General features: G+C 65.0%; 18 protein-coding genes. 6 read left to right on the forward strand and 12 right to left on the reverse strand.

Features of this window, described 5'->3' with window-relative positions:
* Positions 1 to 43 precede the first annotated feature (43 nt).
* From QO014_RS12925 to QO014_RS12935, 3 genes are read right to left on the reverse strand one after another with little or no spacing between them, the layout of a single operon-like run.
* On the reverse strand, positions 44 to 829 hold the full coding sequence (locus QO014_RS12925; protein WP_266349112.1) for an SDR family NAD(P)-dependent oxidoreductase: 786 nt from the start codon (positions 827 to 829) through the stop codon (positions 44 to 46).
* Positions 826 to 2013 carry a serine hydrolase domain-containing protein gene (locus QO014_RS12930; protein ID WP_266349113.1) on the reverse strand — a complete coding sequence of 396 codons (1188 nt, stop codon included), beginning with the start codon at positions 2011 to 2013 and terminating at the stop codon, positions 826 to 828. Before QO014_RS12930 ends, QO014_RS12925 begins: the two co-directional genes overlap by 4 nt.
* Before the next feature lie 60 nt (positions 2014 to 2073).
* Complete coding sequence (locus QO014_RS12935) at positions 2074 to 2892, reverse strand: N-acyl homoserine lactonase family protein (protein WP_266349114.1); 819 nt, start codon at positions 2890 to 2892, stop codon at positions 2074 to 2076.
* Between the two features lie 151 nt (positions 2893 to 3043).
* Between QO014_RS12935 and QO014_RS12940 the strand changes: the two genes are divergently transcribed.
* Entirely contained in the window at positions 3044 to 3973 is a 930-nt protein-coding gene (locus tag QO014_RS12940; protein ID WP_266349115.1) for an NAD(P)-dependent oxidoreductase, read from the forward strand.
* A gap of 164 nt (positions 3974 to 4137) precedes the next feature.
* Here QO014_RS12940 and QO014_RS12945 read toward each other — a convergent pair whose 3' ends face one another.
* From QO014_RS12945 to nthB, 7 genes are all read right to left on the reverse strand, one after another.
* Positions 4138 to 4857, reverse strand: a complete 720-nt coding sequence (locus QO014_RS12945) for an LrgB family protein (RefSeq protein WP_266349116.1) — start codon at positions 4855 to 4857, stop codon at positions 4138 to 4140.
* Entirely contained in the window at positions 4854 to 5243 is a 390-nt protein-coding gene (locus tag QO014_RS12950) for a CidA/LrgA family protein (protein WP_266349117.1), read from the reverse strand. Before QO014_RS12950 ends, QO014_RS12945 begins: the two co-directional genes overlap by 4 nt.
* 127 nt (positions 5244 to 5370) lie before the next feature.
* Positions 5371 to 6048, reverse strand: coding sequence for an energy-coupling factor ABC transporter permease (locus tag QO014_RS12955; protein WP_266349118.1), 678 nt, complete (start codon positions 6046 to 6048; stop codon positions 5371 to 5373).
* Between the two features lie 98 nt (positions 6049 to 6146).
* Entirely contained in the window at positions 6147 to 6668 is a 522-nt protein-coding gene (locus QO014_RS12960) for a DUF1097 domain-containing protein (protein WP_266349119.1), read from the reverse strand.
* 116 nt (positions 6669 to 6784) lie between these two features.
* The gene (locus tag QO014_RS12965; protein WP_266349120.1) at positions 6785 to 7138 is read right to left on the reverse strand and encodes a nitrile hydratase accessory protein; all 354 of its coding nucleotides are present in this window, start codon (positions 7136 to 7138) and stop codon (positions 6785 to 6787) included.
* Between the two features lie 18 nt (positions 7139 to 7156).
* Entirely contained in the window at positions 7157 to 7786 is a 630-nt protein-coding gene (nthA, locus tag QO014_RS12970) for a nitrile hydratase subunit alpha (protein WP_266349121.1), read from the reverse strand.
* 62 nt (positions 7787 to 7848) lie between these two features.
* Positions 7849 to 8523 (reverse strand): nitrile hydratase subunit beta, encoded by a 675-nt coding sequence (gene nthB / locus QO014_RS12975; RefSeq protein ID WP_266349122.1) that lies wholly within the window; start codon positions 8521 to 8523, stop codon positions 7849 to 7851.
* A gap of 594 nt (positions 8524 to 9117) precedes the next feature.
* Here nthB and QO014_RS12980 point away from each other — a divergent pair.
* From QO014_RS12980 to QO014_RS12990, 3 genes are all read left to right on the forward strand, one after another.
* A complete protein-coding gene (locus tag QO014_RS12980; protein WP_266349123.1) occupies positions 9118 to 10275 on the forward strand; it encodes a transporter substrate-binding domain-containing protein in 1158 nt (385 codons plus the stop codon).
* Positions 10275 to 10925, forward strand: a complete 651-nt coding sequence (locus QO014_RS12985; protein WP_266349124.1) for an ANTAR domain-containing response regulator — start codon at positions 10275 to 10277, stop codon at positions 10923 to 10925. The genes QO014_RS12980 and QO014_RS12985 overlap by 1 nt, the downstream gene beginning before the upstream one ends.
* 140 nt (positions 10926 to 11065) lie before the next feature.
* Entirely contained in the window at positions 11066 to 12055 is a 990-nt protein-coding gene (locus QO014_RS12990) for an acetamidase/formamidase family protein (protein WP_266349125.1), read from the forward strand.
* A 192-nt stretch (positions 12056 to 12247) separates the two neighbouring features.
* Here QO014_RS12990 and QO014_RS12995 read toward each other — a convergent pair whose 3' ends face one another.
* Together QO014_RS12995 and QO014_RS13000 are read right to left on the reverse strand one after the other, a co-directional pair.
* A complete protein-coding gene (locus QO014_RS12995; RefSeq protein WP_266349126.1) occupies positions 12248 to 12745 on the reverse strand; it encodes a MarR family winged helix-turn-helix transcriptional regulator in 498 nt (165 codons plus the stop codon).
* A gap of 129 nt (positions 12746 to 12874) precedes the next feature.
* Positions 12875 to 14446, reverse strand: a complete 1572-nt coding sequence (locus QO014_RS13000) for a phytoene desaturase family protein (protein WP_266349127.1) — start codon at positions 14444 to 14446, stop codon at positions 12875 to 12877.
* A 305-nt stretch (positions 14447 to 14751) separates the two neighbouring features.
* Between QO014_RS13000 and QO014_RS13005 the strand changes: the two genes are divergently transcribed.
* Positions 14752 to 15537 carry a cyclase family protein gene (locus tag QO014_RS13005; protein WP_266349128.1) on the forward strand — a complete coding sequence of 262 codons (786 nt, stop codon included), beginning with the start codon at positions 14752 to 14754 and terminating at the stop codon, positions 15535 to 15537.
* A 153-nt stretch (positions 15538 to 15690) separates the two neighbouring features.
* Entirely contained in the window at positions 15691 to 17289 is a 1599-nt protein-coding gene (locus tag QO014_RS13010) for a phytoene desaturase family protein (protein ID WP_266349129.1), read from the forward strand.
* Positions 17290 to 17405 lie beyond the last annotated feature (116 nt).

Raw genomic sequence — 17405 nt, forward strand, 5'->3', positions numbered from 1 at the left:
AACGGAATACTGCCACGGTGATCGGCGCCTGCCGGCGCCGGACTCAGCCAGCCTCGGGCACGCCGCCATAGAGGGACCAGAGCTGTGTCGCGAGCGTTCCGCTATCGACGGGCAGTTCGATCCCGGTAATGGCATTGGCGGCATCGGAAAGCAGGAAGCCGATGGCGTCGGCGACTTCCTCCGGCTTGACCAGCCGACCAAGCGCGGTCTGCCGGATCATCACGTCCGGGTTCCGCTCGCCACGCGCATAGCTCGCCTCGACGGCGGGCGTCCGCGTCGGGCCCGGACAGACGCAATTGACCCGAATGCCACTTCTGCCCCAGGCGACGGCGAAATTGCGCGTCATGTTGAGAATGGCGGCTTTGGTCGGCCCGTAAGCCTGTAGCGGGGACGAATTGAACGCCGTAATCGAGCCGACGGTAACGATGGAACCGCGGCGCCGCGCCAGCATGGGCGCGCCAAACGCGGTCAGCGTGCGGAATGTCCCGGTGAGGTTCACCCGGACGATATCGTCCCATTCCCCCGGGTCCTGATCCTGCGGGGCATGTGGATTTTCGAGATGGGCGGCGACGGCGGCGAGCGCCGAGATCGGCCCGAGTTCGCGCGCCACGAAGTCCGCGGCCGCCTCTATGCTGGCAGCATCACCAATGTCGATGGCGCAGGCAAGCGCGCCATGGCGATCAGCCACGCGCTGCGCGGCGCCGACGTCGAGATCCAGGACGGCCACCTGCCAGCCATCCTCACGCAGGCGACGAACCGTCGCCTCGCCGATCCCGCCGCCGCCTCCGGTCACCGCGGCAATGCGCGGCATGGCATCGTTATCGCTCATCCGAGCACCCCGTAGACGGCCTCGATCAGACGACGCGCGCGGGGGCCATTGTCGGGACGCGCATGCATCTTGTTGCAGGCATAGCTGAAGCCGAGCCGTGCATCGGGGTCGCCCATACCAATGGACCCGCCGAAGCCATGATGGCCGAAGGAGTGGGGATTGGGGCCCATCCAGACGGAACTCGGCGTGTTGAGCAGAACGCCACGCGCCTGATGATAGGGGCGCTGCTGCATCTGTTCGGTCTGATTATGCTGTTCGGTCAACATGGCGGTGACGGTATCCGGCCCCATCAGCCGTACGCCACCGAGACTGCCGCCATTGGCGACCGCGCCGTAGATCGTCGCCACCGACCGGGCGGTGCCGTGGCCATTGGCGCTGGCGATCTCGGCCTGCCGCCAACCATGCGAATTCAGCGTGACGCCGATCGGCTCGTCGGGATGCTGGGTGAACCCCTTGGCCAGCAGTGAATCGGGCTCGCTATCCTTGCGGGCGAAGAGCGTGCCGGCCACTGTCGGCACCAGTTCGGCGCAACGCTCGAAATCGGCCTCGGTCAGGCCGCCGATGCGATAGTCGAGCCCGAGTGGCTGTATGACGGCCTCGGCGATGAAATCGCGGTAGCGCTGACCCGTGACGCGGCGAACGATCTCGCCGAGCAGATTACCCTGGGTGTGGATGTGATAGGCCGCGACCTCTCCGGGCGGCCAGAGCGGCGCCTGCCGCTCCAGTGCCGCAACGATGGCATCGCAATCGAAGATCGCGCCGCGCCACAGCGGCTCGAGCACGACGGGCAGACCCGCCGTGTGATCGAGCACATGACGGACCAGCACGCCCTCCTTGCCATTCTGGGCGAATTCGGGCCAGTACCGGGCGACCGGCGCGTCGGGATCGACCAGACCGCGATCAATCAGGACATTGAAGGCGACGCCGGAGATGCCCTTGGCGACGGACATCATGCAGACGATCGTGTCGCGCTCCCAGTCCTTCGTGAAGGCCCCGTCGCGGCTGCCGCCCCACAGATCGACGACCGTGCGACCGTCCACGACGACCGCGGTTGCCGAACCGATCTCCTCCTCGACGCGATAATTCTCGATGAAAGCGTCAAGCACGGGCTCGAAGGCTGCATCATAGCTGCCACGGATGCGGCGCTGCCGCCCGGCGGCGTCGATGACGGTATCTACTTCCATGAATTCCTCCCGGATCCGACGCGATCCAACACTTGGTCTGACAATATGTCAATATGACAATTATGCATCAGGCGCGAGATCCAGCCTTACAATATCGGGGTGATCCGCCAATGCGCGGGGCCAACGCCGCAAGACATCCGGGTCGTGCCCCGGAATCAGCAGGTCCTCCCGACCCTCGGCCAGGCTTTCGCAGCGCAGAAAGCCCTGGAGCATGTCGCCGACATTGAAAACGATCGGAAATGGCGCCCGGCGCAGGCGATTCTCGGTGAAGTGAAACGCATCCGAGGCCAGCACCAGCGGGCCACGACGCGTGGCGACGCGAACGGCCTGCAGCCCCCCGCTATGACCGCCGACCCAATGGAGCGAAATCCCCGGATAGAGCGCAGCGTCGCCATTGTGGAAGCGCAGCCGGCCCGCGAAGAGAAGGCCGACCGTGCGCATCACATCTTCGGCGTCGAACGGCGCGCTCAGGCAGGCATGACACATGTTCCTCCCCGTCGCGTAGCTCATCTCGCTCTCTTGAAGATGGAACAAGGCGTTGGGAAAGCTCGATATTCCTCCCGCGTGGTCATAATGCAGATGCGTCAGGACGACGTCGGTCACGTCCGCCGCCACGATACCCACCGCAGCCAGGAGATCGACCGGATCGTGCAGAAGCCAGCGCTTCCGCCGCTCTGCCGCCTCGCGGCCGAAGCCCGTATCCACGACGATGGTCCGCCCTGCGCCGCGGATCGCCCAGACGTAATAGTCGAGCGGCATCGGGCCGTCGTGCAGGTCCATTCCCGGCAGGAAATTCTCGCGCCGCCCACGGTCGGGCGCCGTGCTGGCATAGCGCAGTGCGAGCACTTCGTAATGCGGATCGATCACATCATGTTCCATCGAGGCTCGAAAGGACCTTGCGACACCATATCGTAGTCCTGTAGGTCTGTAGGACAGAACTGAGATGCGGGCTAGACCCGTTTTTGGGAATCGTCGTTCGGGCCTCGTCGCGACGATTCAGATCGTCAGCGCGAGGCCGGGTGATTCCAATATGGTACAGGCGGATCAGGCGCGTTCACCTCTGGTCGGGTTCATCGGCCTTGGAGCGATGGGAGCGCCGATGGCAGCTCGCCTGGCGTCAGCGGGCCACGGCCTGATGCTGCTCGATATGAACCGGACCCGGGCGGTCGAGCTCGCAGCCGAGCTTGGCGCCGTCGCCGCCGAAACTCCGGCGGAGGTCGGCGCAGGCTGTGACACCGTCGTGACCATGCTGCCGAGCAGCGACATTGTGAATGCCGTCCTTGCCGGCGAGACAGGCCTGCTCTCGACGTTGCGGCCCGGCTCCATTCTGGTCGAGATGTCCAGCGGCGTGCCGGCCAGGACATGCGAGTTCGCCGAACGGCTCGCCGCGCAAGGCGTTCGACTGTGCGATGCGCCCGTCTCGGGTGGCGTGCCGCGGGCGAAGACCGGCGAGTTGGCCATCATGGTGGGCGGGAACGATGCCGATATAGCCGCGATCACCCCGCTTCTCTCGGCCATGGGCAGTTCGATCATGCCCACGGGACCGGTGGGCAGCGCCCATGCGATGAAGGCGCTCAACAATCTGGTCAGCGCCGGCGGCTTCCTGATCGGCATCGAGGCGCTGCTGATCGGCAGCCGCTATGGCCTCTCGGCCGAGCGCATGGTCGACGTCCTCAACGCCTCGACCGGCATGAACAATTCGACGCAGAAGAAGTTCAAGCAGTATGTTCTTTCGCGCCGCTTCGATGCGGGCTTCGGCCTCGATCTCATGGTGAAGGACCTCGGCATTGCGTTGGCCGTGGCCGCCGAGACGGGAACCACGGCCCCCTTCGCCTCGCTGTGCCGCGACATCTGGGCCGGCAGCCAGAAACTGCTCGGACCAGGACAGGATCACACCGCCGTCGCGAAGTTCTCCGAACTCCTCGCAGGATCCACGCTCGAGGCAGATCAACACCAATAGTGTCGAGGCGCTTGCCGACTTCGACCGAAAACGGCCTCCGGCGGATGCAATGTCGCCGCCTCGCCGTACAGCAGCATCATGGCGCGGCCCAACGGCCGGCAAAGCGGATCGCCGAGACCGTCCAGGGGGCTCGTTCCTGAGCGGGAGCGCCCGGCGCCGGCCCGTCAGAGGCAGTAATGAACGATGATCGGCACCAGGATCGAGGTGACGATGGCGTTCAGGCCCATGGCGATGCCGGCGAACAGGCCCGCGATCGGATCGACGTGGAAGGCGCGCGCCGTGCCGATGCCGTGCGAGGCCAGGCCGACTGAAAATCCCCTCGCCGCATAGTCGGTGATCCGCATGGCGTTCATCAGCGGGGTGACGATGATCGCGCCCAGAATACCCGTCGCGATGACGAGGATCGCCGTGACCGACGGCGCTCCGCCGAGGCGCTCGGTGATCGCCATGGCGACGCCGGCGGTGACCGATTTCGGCGCCAGCGCGACGAGTATGTCCTTCGGCAGGCCAACCACGGCGCCGATCGCGAGCGCAGAGGTGACCGCGACGAGCGCGCCGGCCACGAGCGCGACCAGCATGGGCAGGAGGTTGCGTCGGACGATCGCGCGGTTGCGGTAGAGCGGCACGGCGATCGCGACGGTGGTCGGCCCGAGCAGGAAGTGGACGAACTGCGCGCCCTTGAAATAGGTCTCGTAGGACGTGCCGGTCGCGATCAGCAGGCCGCCGACGAGCAGGATCGCGATCAACACCGGATTGACGACCGGATGTCCCTTGGCGAGCGTCGCGATCCGGACCGCGAGCAGCCAGGCGGCGATCGTCAGCGTCAGCCAGGTGAGCGGCGTGGTTGCGAGATAGACCCAGAGCGAGAATGGCGTATCCATCATGCCTCCGGCGGCCGGCCTGACCGCGTCCATTTCGCGACGCCGATGAAGACCCAGACGGTCACGACGAGCGTCAGCACGGTTGAGACGACGAGCGCCAGTCCAAGGCCGAGGCCATACCGCGTCACCAGCCCGAGATACTGGATGACGCCCGCGCCGGCCGGAATGAAGAAGAGCCCGAATTCGCGCAGCAAGCCGGTCGAGACGCTGTCGAGAGCACTGCCCTCGATCCTCGCCTCGCCGGACCGAGACCGTGCGCCAAGAACGACCAGCCCGGCAAAGAGGAGCACCAGACCGATCACCGGCCCGGGCACCGACAGGCCGAGCCCGCGCGCGATGATCTCGCCGGCGAGTTGGCAGACAAGCAGAATTCCGATCGCCTGGATCACGGATCGTCACTCCCACGAACGGCATGGACGGAGGGGCCTGCCCGCTTTTGCGGACAGCTGGCCGAAAACGCCAGAGCCGACCCGCAAGCGGGCCGGCTCCGCAGTCTGGAAGACCGAGACGGTGAGGTCAGGCCACTTCGTAGAGCCGACGCTCGAACAGGCCGCTCTCCTTCATGCCGCGCAGCGACTTGGCGGCGCCGAGAACCGCGAGGTCGACCAGCGGCTCGATGATGATGACCAGCATGTAGGCACCACCGAACGTGGCGATGGAGGCCGCATTCTCGACCGTGAAGCCGTGACCGTAGAAGGCCCAGAACGCGACCCAGGCGACGATGCCGGCCTGATAGGCGGTCGAGAGTGCCAGCGCCTGACGGTATTTCAGCTCCACATAGGGCGTACCGGGCGCGATGATCTGGCGCGCCAGCATGGAAAGGCCGAACAGCGGCACCAGCAGCGTGGTGACGTTCATGCCATATTGCGGCAGGTCGAACGGGGCGAAGGTCAGCCCCTGCATCAGCAGGCCGAGCGCCAGGCCGAGCGCCGCCGGCGCGGCGCCGAAGATCAGGAACAGTGTCGAGCCGAGGATCAGATGCACCTCGGAAACGCCGACCGGGAAGTGCGGCAACACCTCGAAGAAGCAGAAGACGAGCGCCGCGCTCACGGCGCTGCGCGCCACCAGCGAGACCACGCCGCGTTCGCGGATCGTGTCGGCCGCGAGCTTGAGGGTGTAGCCGCCGGCTCCGGCGGCCGTCGCATAGCTCAGCCACATCTTGGTGCTGTCGACGAGTCCAGGTTCGATATGCATGTCAGTCTCCGTTTGCCGCTCACGGGCGGCCTGATCGTGGGTCAGGATACAGGGTCGGTCTATGGATTGCGCGGGGGTGGCAGCCGCCCGGCGGTCGTTCACGTCGCCTTGGCGGCGTGCGAGGGGACCAGCTTGTCGATCTGCGCTGCGAACAGGGCAGACGCATAGGCGAAGCAGGCGCCGATGATCATCGAGAACGGGATCAGGATCAGTGCATTCCGGCCAGTCGCCGACAGCATGACCTCCGGTGTGAAGGCATCGGCATTCTGTGTCAGGAAGGCAAAGGTGCAGGCGTAGCCATAGGTGACGGCCGGTATCGAGGCGAACAGCCTGATATGAGCCGCCAATATGTAGATGAAGATCGAAAGGGCGACGATCGTGGCGCCCCAGACCGGGCCGCCAGGAAACGACACGAGGGCCAGCCCCGCCGCCCAGGCGACGACCACGCCAAACACATTGGAAATGATCGTCGTGCGAAACGCGGTCGCATCACCGCCGGAGTGGTAGAAGCAGGCCCATGCGACGAAGGCGGCCCAGATGAGGAATGCGTTCGTGGCCATGAACAGCCATGTCGCGACGCCGCCCAGAAGGGCGACGCTGATGGCAAGGGGAATGATCATTGCGAAAGCCTTTCGAACCTGAGGGATGGCAATAGTCACCCGCATCCGGCGCGGCGGGATGGCCGTGCGCGCCGGATCGGTATTGCGGACCGTCGGATCCGGCGCATGCCGGAGACCTAGATCAGTTCGACGCGGCTTCGCGTCTGGAATTCCTCCGTCCGGCGGTCGAGCTCTTCGGCCGAGATCAGCCCCTGGCTGAGAACGAGCTTCTCGAAGGCTGCGAGCCACTGCTCGTAATAGTTCCAGGTCTCGTCGTCCGGCGTGTGAGACTTGTCCCACGCACCGATCGTCGAGATCAGGCTCTGGCGGAAGGATTCCCAGGGATAGGTCTTCGCCTCTGCGAGCGCGAGCGCCATGCCGAAAGCACGGCCTTGCCAGGGCTCGTCGAACTGCAGGCTTTCGCAGTTGCGAGGCAGCGCACCGACCCCCTCGCGCAACTCATCGACATAGGTTTCCGTCGAAGCGTTCATGGTCTTTTGCCTTTCCGGTCAGGCGGAGACGAGGGCGAGGCCCTGCATGGCCTCGGTCGAAACAAGGGCCGCGAGCTTCTCCTCGGACCAGCCATCCGTATCGGCGGGACGCTGGGGAATGACGAAGTAGCGGACCTGCGCGCTGCTGTCCCAGACAGCGATGCTCTTGTCCTCGGGCAGCGTGACGCCGAAATCGGAGAGGACAGCGCGGGGTTCCCGGACGACGCGGGCGCGGAAGACCGGGTCCTTGAACCAATAGGGCGGGAGGCCGAGCAGAGGCCACGGCCAGCACGAGCAGAGCGTGCAGCAGACGATGTTGTGAACGTCTTCCGAATTCTCGACGACGCGGAGGTTCTCACCTTCGATGCCGTCTTTCAGGCCGAGTTCGGCGATGCCCTTGTTGGCGTCGGCCAGCAGCCGCTCCTTGAAGGCGGGATCGGTCCAGGCCTTGGCCACGACCTTGGCGCCGTTGAACGGGCCCATGTCATGTTCGAAGAAGTTGATGACGCGGTCCACCGTATCGGTGCCAATCAGGCCTTTCTCCCGGAAGAGGGATTCGAGTGCCTTGGTCCGCGCGGCGTAATAGGTCTCGCTTTCGCGCAGGTGGTGATGGTGGCCGTCTTCGTCGTGATGATGATCGTCGCTCATGTCAAATCCATCTCAAGAATTGAAGGGGCGGTTCCGGCGTGGCGCTCGGCAACCGCGAAATATCAGGCGGCCTCGAGGTAGGCCTCGAAGAAGTCGTTGTACAAAACGTCCTGCGTATCCGGGATATCCGACCAGATATCGCGCGTCTTGAACTTGACGAGATAGACCGGCTGCGCCGTTCCGATGCCGTCGGTGGGCACGTTGTCCGCGTAGAGATACGCGCCCTTATAGACGACATCGACCGTGCCGACCTTGTTGCGCAGATATCCGGGCAACCGCGTATGCACGGCCGGCGGCATGTCCTTGACGCGCACCATGTCGCCCGCCTTGAAGACGGGATTGGTGACGACGTCCCGGTAGGGATTGGCGCCGCGGTAGAAATAGTCGACGACGCGCTGGGTGATCTCGGCATTGCCGGCATTGGGCAGTGCTGCGGTCGGATTATTGAGGAAATATTTGGTCTTTTCCTCGATTTCGCTCTGCGAGAGATAGCCGCGATCGACCAGGAACTTGCAGATGCCCCCGAGCCATTTGATGTAATAGCGATACTTGAAGTAATCGAGCGGATTCATTCCTTCCGCCAGGACGCGCAGATCGGGCCAGGCCCAGATTCCCGTCCCCATCATCGTCGAATGCACCGCGAAGAGCTGGGCTTCCCAGGGCTCGACGAAGACGCGCTTCTCGACCTTGACGGGGCCGAGCCCCTCGATGCCGCCCAAATAGTGTTGGACTTTCATTGTCTTATCTCCCATTGCGCCGGTTTGGGCGCGCCGCTCCGGCTGAGCGGAGCCGGCGAACCGCAGAATGAAGCTCTGGATGAGGCCGATCACGCCCGGTCGATACCGGGGCAGGAACAGCGGTGGATCCAGTCGCATGCGGGCTGCTGCAGGAGGCCGATCGGGGTCTGATGTCGATGAAAGTCATAGCGACCATCCAACGCGAAAAGACCCGACAGCGTCGTGCTGCGGGCTACATTGCCAATTCCAGGATAAAGGAGAGTTGGCGCCTTTTTGGGCAGCTCTGCCCGGCGTCTATAAATTAGACTGCTACGCCGGCTGCGATGTGTCAAGCAGGTTTTTGATGCCGGCGAAATTGTCGGCCATGCAATCGGCGACGCGCCTTGCGCCCTCCGCCACCGGCGAAAACGGGCAAGAATATTCAGGCTTGACAAGCGGCCACGTTCCGTAGAGCCTAAATCGGAGGCGCAGAGCAAGGATGCTCAGTTTCGCGCCATTCTACCCTGTACATAGGCGCCGCCAGACCAGCGGCCTTTGGCAATGCAGCCCTCAGCCGTTTCGGTTCGAGGGCTTTTTTCGTTCTGAGGAAGCGGCATGGCGTCGTCGAACTATCGCATCGGGTTGATGTTCTCCTCGACGGGGCCTTACAGCATCGTGGCGGGCGCCATGCTCAACGGCGCGCTGCTGGCTGTGCAGGAACTGCGCGAGAGCGGCGGGCCGGTCCAGCTCGAGCCCGTCGTGGTCAATCCCGGCGGCGATCTCGGCCGTTATGCGCCGCTGAGCGCGAAACTGCTCGGCTCCGGCATTCGCCAGGTCATCGGCTGCTACACCTCGTCGAGCCGCAAGGAAGTGATCCCCTGCTTCGAGAAGTATGACGGTCTGCTCTGGTATCCGTCGCACTATGAGGGTTTCGAGAGCTCGGACAACGTGATCTATACCGGCGCGGCGCCTAACCAGCACATCCTGCCGCTGATTGATCATCTCATGGCGGAATTCGGGAATCGCGCCTTCTGCATCGGGTCCAACTATATCTGGGCGTGGGAAAACAACCGTATCCTGCGCGAGGTCGTGACAGCGCGCGGCGGCAGCGTGGTGGCCGAGCGCTACCTGCCGGTCGGCGAAACCGAGCTCCAGCAATTGGTGGACGCCGTGCTCGACGCAAAGCCGAGCTTCGTGTTCAGCTCGTTGATCGGCAATAGCGGCTATGCCTTCTTCCGCCTGTTCCGCGCTGCCTGTCTCGCCCGCGGCATCGACCAGCCCCGATCGATCCCGGTCGCGAGCTGCAATCTGTCGGAGCCGGAACTGGTCGAGATCGGCGAAGGCGCAATCGACGGTCACCTGAGCTCGAGCGTTTATTTCTCGACGGTCAAGAACGCCTCCAATGAGCGCTTCGTGACCAACTATGCCCGCGCCTTTCCCGACAAGCCGCTCACCTCGGCCGATGCCGAGGCCTCCTACATCGCCGTCAAGCTGCTGGCGCTGGCCCTCCAGGAGGCCGGCACCGACGAAAGCCGCGCGGTCAAGGCGGCTGTCGGGCATCAGCGGCTCGCCGCGCCGCAGGGCGAAGTCTGGGTCGATACAGAGACATTGCATTGCTATCTTACGCCACGCATCGGCAAGTCGCGATCCGGGGGGACCTTCGACGTGATCATCGAGGAAGAATGTCCGGTCGCGCCGGACCCCTATCTCGTCCGCTCCTCGCCGCCCACGCCCTGGTCGCTGACGGCCCCTCTCCTGCGATTGGCGCGCTGATGGCGCCGCGGGTCGTCCAGAACTTTCGCGGTAGCCGTGCGCTGGTCATCGCCTCGGATGGCGGCTCGATCGACACATTGGACGCGACTCTGATCAAGCTCGGCCTCACCGTCGAGCACCCCGCGATCGCCGACGGCCTCGTGGAACTCGACATGCGCACGCTGCGCGCCGAAGCCGACATCCTGTTCATCGACGGCGATCTCGGCGTGACGCTCGCCTGCGAGAGCCAGGCCGATCGCCTGCCGCCCGTCCCGGTCATCGGCCTCGTCGGCGTCGAGGCGCCCGGCCGGCTGAAGGCGCTGCTCAACCAGGGCGCGACCGCGTTCCTGCGCAAGCCGGTGCATGTCGGCGCCGTCTACACTACGCTGTTTCTCGGCATCAACCAGTTCCTCCAGCGCCGGGACCTGGAACTCCAGCTCGACGATCACCAGAAGCGCCGCCGCCGGCGGCGCGTTGTCGTCAAGGCGATCGTGCTGATGATGCAGCGCGACGGCCTCGATGACGAGGAGGCCTATGCCCAGTTGCGCCGGGACAGCATGCGCGTGCGCTGCAGTCTCGAGGACTATTGCGAAGACTATCTGAACTGCCGGTCAACGACGACCGTGGATGTCCCCTCCGCCGAGCCGCGACTCCTGGCCGACCGGAGATAAGTCCTAAACTCCACCGCCAGCCGAAGCCCGAGCGCGCGCCCTTGACGGCGTCGCGGACGCATGGCCTCGGCGCAATCCCCGCTGCCAATGACGCCAGCTTCTCTCGTCGATGCCGCTTCGACGATCACGGAGACTACGACATGTCTTGGTTCGATAATTCGATCATGGTGCAAAGAGGCGTCGCCAAGGGCCGTACGGGCACGTCCCATTCGATCACCGAAGCCTCGCAGGGCAAGTATCATTATGTCTATGGGCCCTATGCCGCGCCGGTACTGCGGGTTGACCCCGGCGCCGTCATCTCGGCCGAGACGCATGATGCGATGGAAGGGCAGATCCGCTCCGAAAGCGACATGCCGAGCGACATACTGAACTTCCCGTTCCTCAATCCGCAAAACGGGCCGATCTTCGTCAATGGCGCCGAGAAGGGCGATTGCCTGGCCGTCCACATCAAGGAGATCGTGCCGCGCGGGCCCCAGCCGGTCGGCACGACCTGCGTGATGCGCGAGTTCGGCGGATTGGTGGGAACCGGCGAGACCGCCATGCTGAACGCGCCGCTGCCCGAGATCGTCAAGAAGGTCGAGGTCGATCCCGTCACGGGCATCAAGTGGAACGACAAGATCACCCTGCCCTATGAGCCCTTCATCGGAACGATCGGCACATCGCCCGAGATCGAGGCCATTTCCTCGCTGCATCCCGACTATTACGGCGGCAACATGGACCTGCCCGACATTGCGCCGGGCTCCATCATCTATCTGCCGGTCAATGCGCCGGGCGCTCTGCTCTATCTCGGCGACTGCCACGCCACCCAGGGCGACGGCGAGCTCTGCGGCTTCGCCATCGAGCATCCGACCGTCACCACCGTTCAGGTCGACCTGATCAAGGGGTGGACGTTCCGCTGGCCGCGGCTGGAGAACGAGCGCGTGATCATGACGATCGGCTCCGGCCGGCCGATGGAAGACGCGGCCCGCATCGCCTATCGCGAGCTAATCCGCTGGATGGCGGCTGATTACGGCTTCGAGGAAATGGACGCCTATATGCTGCTCACCCAGGCCGGCCGCATCCGCGTCGGCAACATGGTCGATCCCAAATACACACTCGGCGCCTCGATCGCGAAGTCGCTGCTGGTGTAGGCGGCGGCGATAGCGCAACGATCCGCTGACCGAGGCCATCGGAGCGGGCCTGGAACCTCGGCAAGGCCGAAGTTGCGAGCCCGTCCGCGCCTAGACCATTTCATCGTTTCATGGAAACGACGAAATGGTCCATCGATTTGATTTGTCACGCTTCCTTCACGCGAAACGGTGCCCACTTCGCTCGGAAACGCTCTAGTCCTCGTCGTCGCCGCTCAGATGGTTCTGCACCGACTGCTTGACCTGGCCCATATGGGTGAGCAGGCCGGCGACGACGATCGGGTCGACATCGGCCATCATGTCGCGCAGCCATTGCTCATGCGCCGCCGCCATGGCCGTAAACGTAGTCCGTCCCTTGTCGGTGAGCCGCGCCACGGTCACGCGGCGATCGTCCTCGAGGCGCTCGCGCAGCACATAGCCATCCTGCTCCAGCCGCTCGACCAGCCCGGTGATGTTGCCGTTCGTCACCATGGTGCGGCGGGACAATTCGCCGAGGCGCAGGCCGTCCTTCTCGCGGTAGAGCTGCGACAGCAGATCGAATTGCGGCAGCGTCGCCTCGAATTCGCGCCGCAGGCGACGGCGTATTTCCTGCGAGATCAGTTTGGAGGTCGAGAGGACGCGCAGCCAGAGCCGCAGCTCCTGCTTCTTGCCGTCCTGCGTATCGCTGACAATGACTTCCAGATCGACCGACATTCATGGATCCTGCAAATCGGGCCGAGTGCCGATCGGCTTCGACGGTCGGGACATACTTTATGTTTCAACGGATAGGCAAGCTCAACGGAGCGGCAAGGCCTTTCCCCCACCGCCCGAATGCCCGCGCCCTCAGCGGGCGAGCATCCTGGCGAGCATATATCCCGAGCCCGCGCCCGTTCCCGCACCCGGCCATGTGCCGGCGCCACAGAGATAGAGCTGCGGCACGGGCGTCTTGTAGCGCGAATAGCCCGCGACCGGGCGGAACAGGAAGTTCTGCGCCAGATGATGCGAGCCCGACAGGCTGTCGCCGCCGATCAGGCTCGGATTCTCCGCCTCGAGATCGGCCGGCGAAAGCACGAGCCGGCTGCGTACCTTGGCGAGCATGCCCGGCGCATAGCGCTCGATGATCGCCATGGCGCGGTCGGCATAGGCCTCCTTCGCCGTGTCCCAATCGGTGGCCGTGATCGCTCCGGCCGCATCGCCGCGGATCGTTGCCGGCAGCACGCGCACCTGCACCCAGAGGACATGCTTGCCGGCCGGCGCGCGGCTCGGGTCGAGCGTCGTGGGCTGGCCGACGACCAAAGCCGGCTCGACCGGCAGCAGGCCCGCCATCGCCTCGGAATAGACGCGGTTCATCATCGCCATGTCGGGCGCGATATGGACATAGGCGAAATCGCGGAGTGCTGCGCCGGCGCTCCAGTCGGGCAGATCGTCCATGGCGAGGTGGATCATCATCGCAGCCGGCCCGGGACGGAACCTCGCCACCGCCTGGCGATAGTCGCCAACGGGCGCCTCGGCGGGAACCAGATGCTCGAAGGTGACGCGCGGATTGACGTTGGAGATGACGGCGCGCCGGGCCGTGAGAACACGGCCATCGGCGAGTCGGACGCCGCTCGCCTTGCCGCCGGCCATCTCGATCGCCGCGACCGGCGCGCCGAGCAGCAGCGTGCCGCCCTTTGCCGCGAACAGAGACGTCATGGCACTGATGATCGTATCGGCGCCGCCCTTGCCGATCACCATGCCGAAGAGCTGGTTGGTCATGGATTCGAGATAGGGGAACAGCGCCCCGCCCGCGACATCGGGCGCGAAATCGAGATGCAGCCCCCAGGCCGCCATCATCGCCTTGAGCTTGTCGTTCGCAAAATGGCTGTCGAGGAAGTCGCGCGGCGAGGCGAGGAGGAGCTTTGCGATATCATAGAGCAGCGGCAGGCCGCCGGCCCGCCAGGCCCGCCACACGACCTTGAGGCTCGCGAGCGAGGGCATGGGCGCACCCATCAGGCCGAAAATGTGCGGCGCCTTGTGGCCGAAATCGTCCAGCATCGCCTGCCAGGCGCGCGCATCCTCCGCCGAAAGAGCCGCGATGCCGGCCACCGTCCCGGCGACATCGGTGCCTACGCCCAGATGGGTGCCGTCGGGAAAGACGCTGGCGAAACAATGCGGCGCGGGCACGAAGGCGAGGCCATGCTCGGCCAGCGCCTCCTTGTAGCGCGCATGGAAGGCGGAGCCGGCGAACATGGAGAGGTTCATGGCGCAGAGGTCGTGCCGGAAGCCGGGCTCAGTGACCTCGCGCGTCTTGACCGCGCCGCCGGCGACGTCGGCGCGTTCCACCACCGCGACGCGCCATCCCTTAAAGGTTAAATCGATCGCGGCGGCCAGCCCGTTATGCCCGGCCCCTATGATGACGGCGTCGAAGCTGTCCATGTCCACCTCTGGAAGCGGATGATCTTATTATATCTTTGAATGCATATATTCCGGGCCGATGGCGCACAAGCGCGGATTGGCACCGCGCCGGCATCATCGCTCAGGATGCCGGATTTTTCCGCATTTCAAAGCCATTTTATGGCGCATCTGGCCGTATGTTGAGCAGGCGAGACCACTCATAATCACACACCGCATATAGTTGCAGATTCATATTTTATGATCTAGGCTCGCCTCATAAGTATCGGCTTCCGGCATGCGCGGAGGGCGCCGGCCGGCCGCCAAGAACAAGCCGAAGGGAACCTCGCATGTCCGATACCACCGCTCTCGCCACGCTTGCCGCCGGCCTTCTCGCCGGGTCCATCAAGGTCGTGGATCTCACGGCGCCGCTGGGGCCGGAGACCCCGGTGCTCTATCTGCCGCCGCAGTTCGGCAACAACACGCCGAACGTGAAGGTGCACAAGATCTCCGCCTATGATCAGGATGGTCCCTTCTGGGCCTGGAACTGGCTTGAGCTCGGCGAACATACCGGCACGCATTTCGACGCGCCCTGCCATTGGATCACCGGCAAGGATCTGCCGGAGAACACCACGGACACCATCCCGCCGCAGAACTTCGTGGCGCCGGTCAACGTCATCGACCGCTCCAGGGAAGCCGCCGAGAATCCCGATTACCTGCTCACCGTCGAGAGCATCCAGGAATGGGAAGCCGAGCACGGCGCGATCGAGGCGGGCACCTGGGTCCTGCTGCGCACCGACTGGTACAAGCGCAACGGCTCGACCGAGACCTTCCTGAACGCCGACGAGAACGGCCCCCATTCGCCGGGACCGACCGCCGAGGCGATCGAATATCTGATCGGCAAGGGCATTATCGGCTGGGGCCAGGAAACGATCGGCACGGACGCCGGCTCGGCTGGCGGCATGAACCCGCCCTTCCCGGCCCATAATTTGATGCACAAGGCCAATCGCTACGGCCTTGCCAGCCTGAGCCATCTCGACAAGCTGCCGCCCAAGGGTGCGATCCTGATCGCCGCCCCGCTGAAGTTCGTCCAGGGCACGGGCTCGCCGGTGCGGGCGCTCGCCCTCCTCGCCTGATCGCGACCACGGGAACGTCGCGCCATGCCGTCGGCATGCGCGCGACGCCTTCCATGATCCGCCTGATACCATGCGAGAGCCGGCGGACAGCGTCACCGCGCCGGCTCTCGCTGCCAGTTCCCGTTCGCTGATGCCCCAAGCGGAGGCCCGCGCATGAGCGCTCCTACGACAGCCTATGACCACATCGTGATCGGCAGCGGCATCAACGCGCTGGTGGCGGCCGCCATGCTCGGCAAGAAGGGCCGCAAGGTCCTGCTGCTCGAGCGAAACGCCGTGATCGGCGGCTGCCTCCGCACGGAAGAGATCACGCAGCCCGGCTTCGTCCATGACGTCATGGCCACTACCATGGTGCTGTTCGTCACCTCGCCGGCCTATGCCGCGCTCGGCAAGGACCTCGCCACGCGCGGGCTCGAATTCGCCCATTCGCCGACGCCAACCGGCGTGCTGCGCCCCGATGGCAGCCACGCGATACTGAGCATGGACCGGAAGCGCAACATCGATCATTTCGACGCCCTCGCCAGCGGCGACGGCGCCGCCTTCGATCGCGAAATGGGCCGCTTCGGCGGCAATGCCGGCTTCGTCTTCGGCCTGCTCGGCGGCAATCTCTGGTCGGCCGCGACCGCGAAGCTGGTCGCGAAGGAAGCCTGGAAGCGCGGGCTCAAGGGGCTCGCCGCCTTCTTCGGCGAGGCGCTGGCGCCGGCGCGCGGTTATCTGGAGACGACCTACCGCTCCGAGGAGATGCGGGCGCTGTTCGCGCCATGGGCACTGCATTGCGGCCTCGGTCCGGAGAGCGCCTATTCGGCCGAGATGACCAAGGTCATCGGCTTCGCGATCGAGATGGCCGGCTGCCCGATCGTCAAGGGCGGCGCGAAGAACCTGCTCGCCGCCTTCGAGCAATTGATCCGCGACCAGGGCGGCACCATCCTGACGAATGCCGATGTCGAGGCGATCGTGCCGGACAGCGCCGGCCGCGCCGCTGGCGTGAAGCTCGCCGATGGCCGCAGCCTGACGGCGAGCAAGGGCGTCATCGCCTCGGTGACGCCGAACCAGCTCTATGAGCGGCTGCTGCGCGACTGGCCCTCGGCCCTCCCCACCGAGGTGGCGGACGGGGTCAAGGCCTATCGCTATGGCAAGGGCAACATGCAGATCCACTATGCGCTGAGCGCCCCGCCGGCATGGAAGGCGGGCGCGGATCTGGGCCGGGTGGCGCTGCTGCATCTGACGCCGGGGCTGGACGGCGTGTCGCGCTCGGCCAACGAAGCCGAACGCGGCCTGCTGCCGGCCGAGCCGACGATCTGCGTCGGCCAGCCCGCGAGCTTCGACCCGAGCCGGGCTCCGGAAGGCAGCGGCCTGCTCTGGCTGCAAATCCCCGATACGCCGCGCGCAATCAAGGGCGACGCGGCCGGAGAACTGGCCATACCGGCCGATGGCCAATGGACGGAGAAGCTGCGCGAAGCCTTCGCCGACCGGATCGAGGCGATTCTGGCCAGCCATATTGATGGTTTCCGCGACACGATCCTGAGCCGCCGCGCCTATTCGCCGGCGGATCTTCAGGCCATGAACATCAATCTCGTCGGCGGCGATCCCTATGGCGGCTTCTGCGGGCTGGACCAATTTTTTCTATGGCGCCCGATGAAAAGGCCGTCTAACCACAGAACCCATATTGCGGGGCTCTATCATATCGGCGCCTCGACCCACCCTGGCCCCGGTCTCGGCGGCGGTTCCGGCTTCCTTCTGGCGTCTTCCATCTAGTGCATGTTCGGGCGAACTGGATCGCAGTCCGCGTGAACTGAATGCGACAAGACGAGACGATGGGGCATTTGAGCGAATGGATGTTCGCTGGAATGTTCCAGGCGCGGGCGGATCGG

This window comes from Kaistia dalseonensis, assembly GCF_030814715.1.
Classification (GTDB): Bacteria; Pseudomonadota; Alphaproteobacteria; order Rhizobiales; family Kaistiaceae; genus Kaistia; species Kaistia dalseonensis.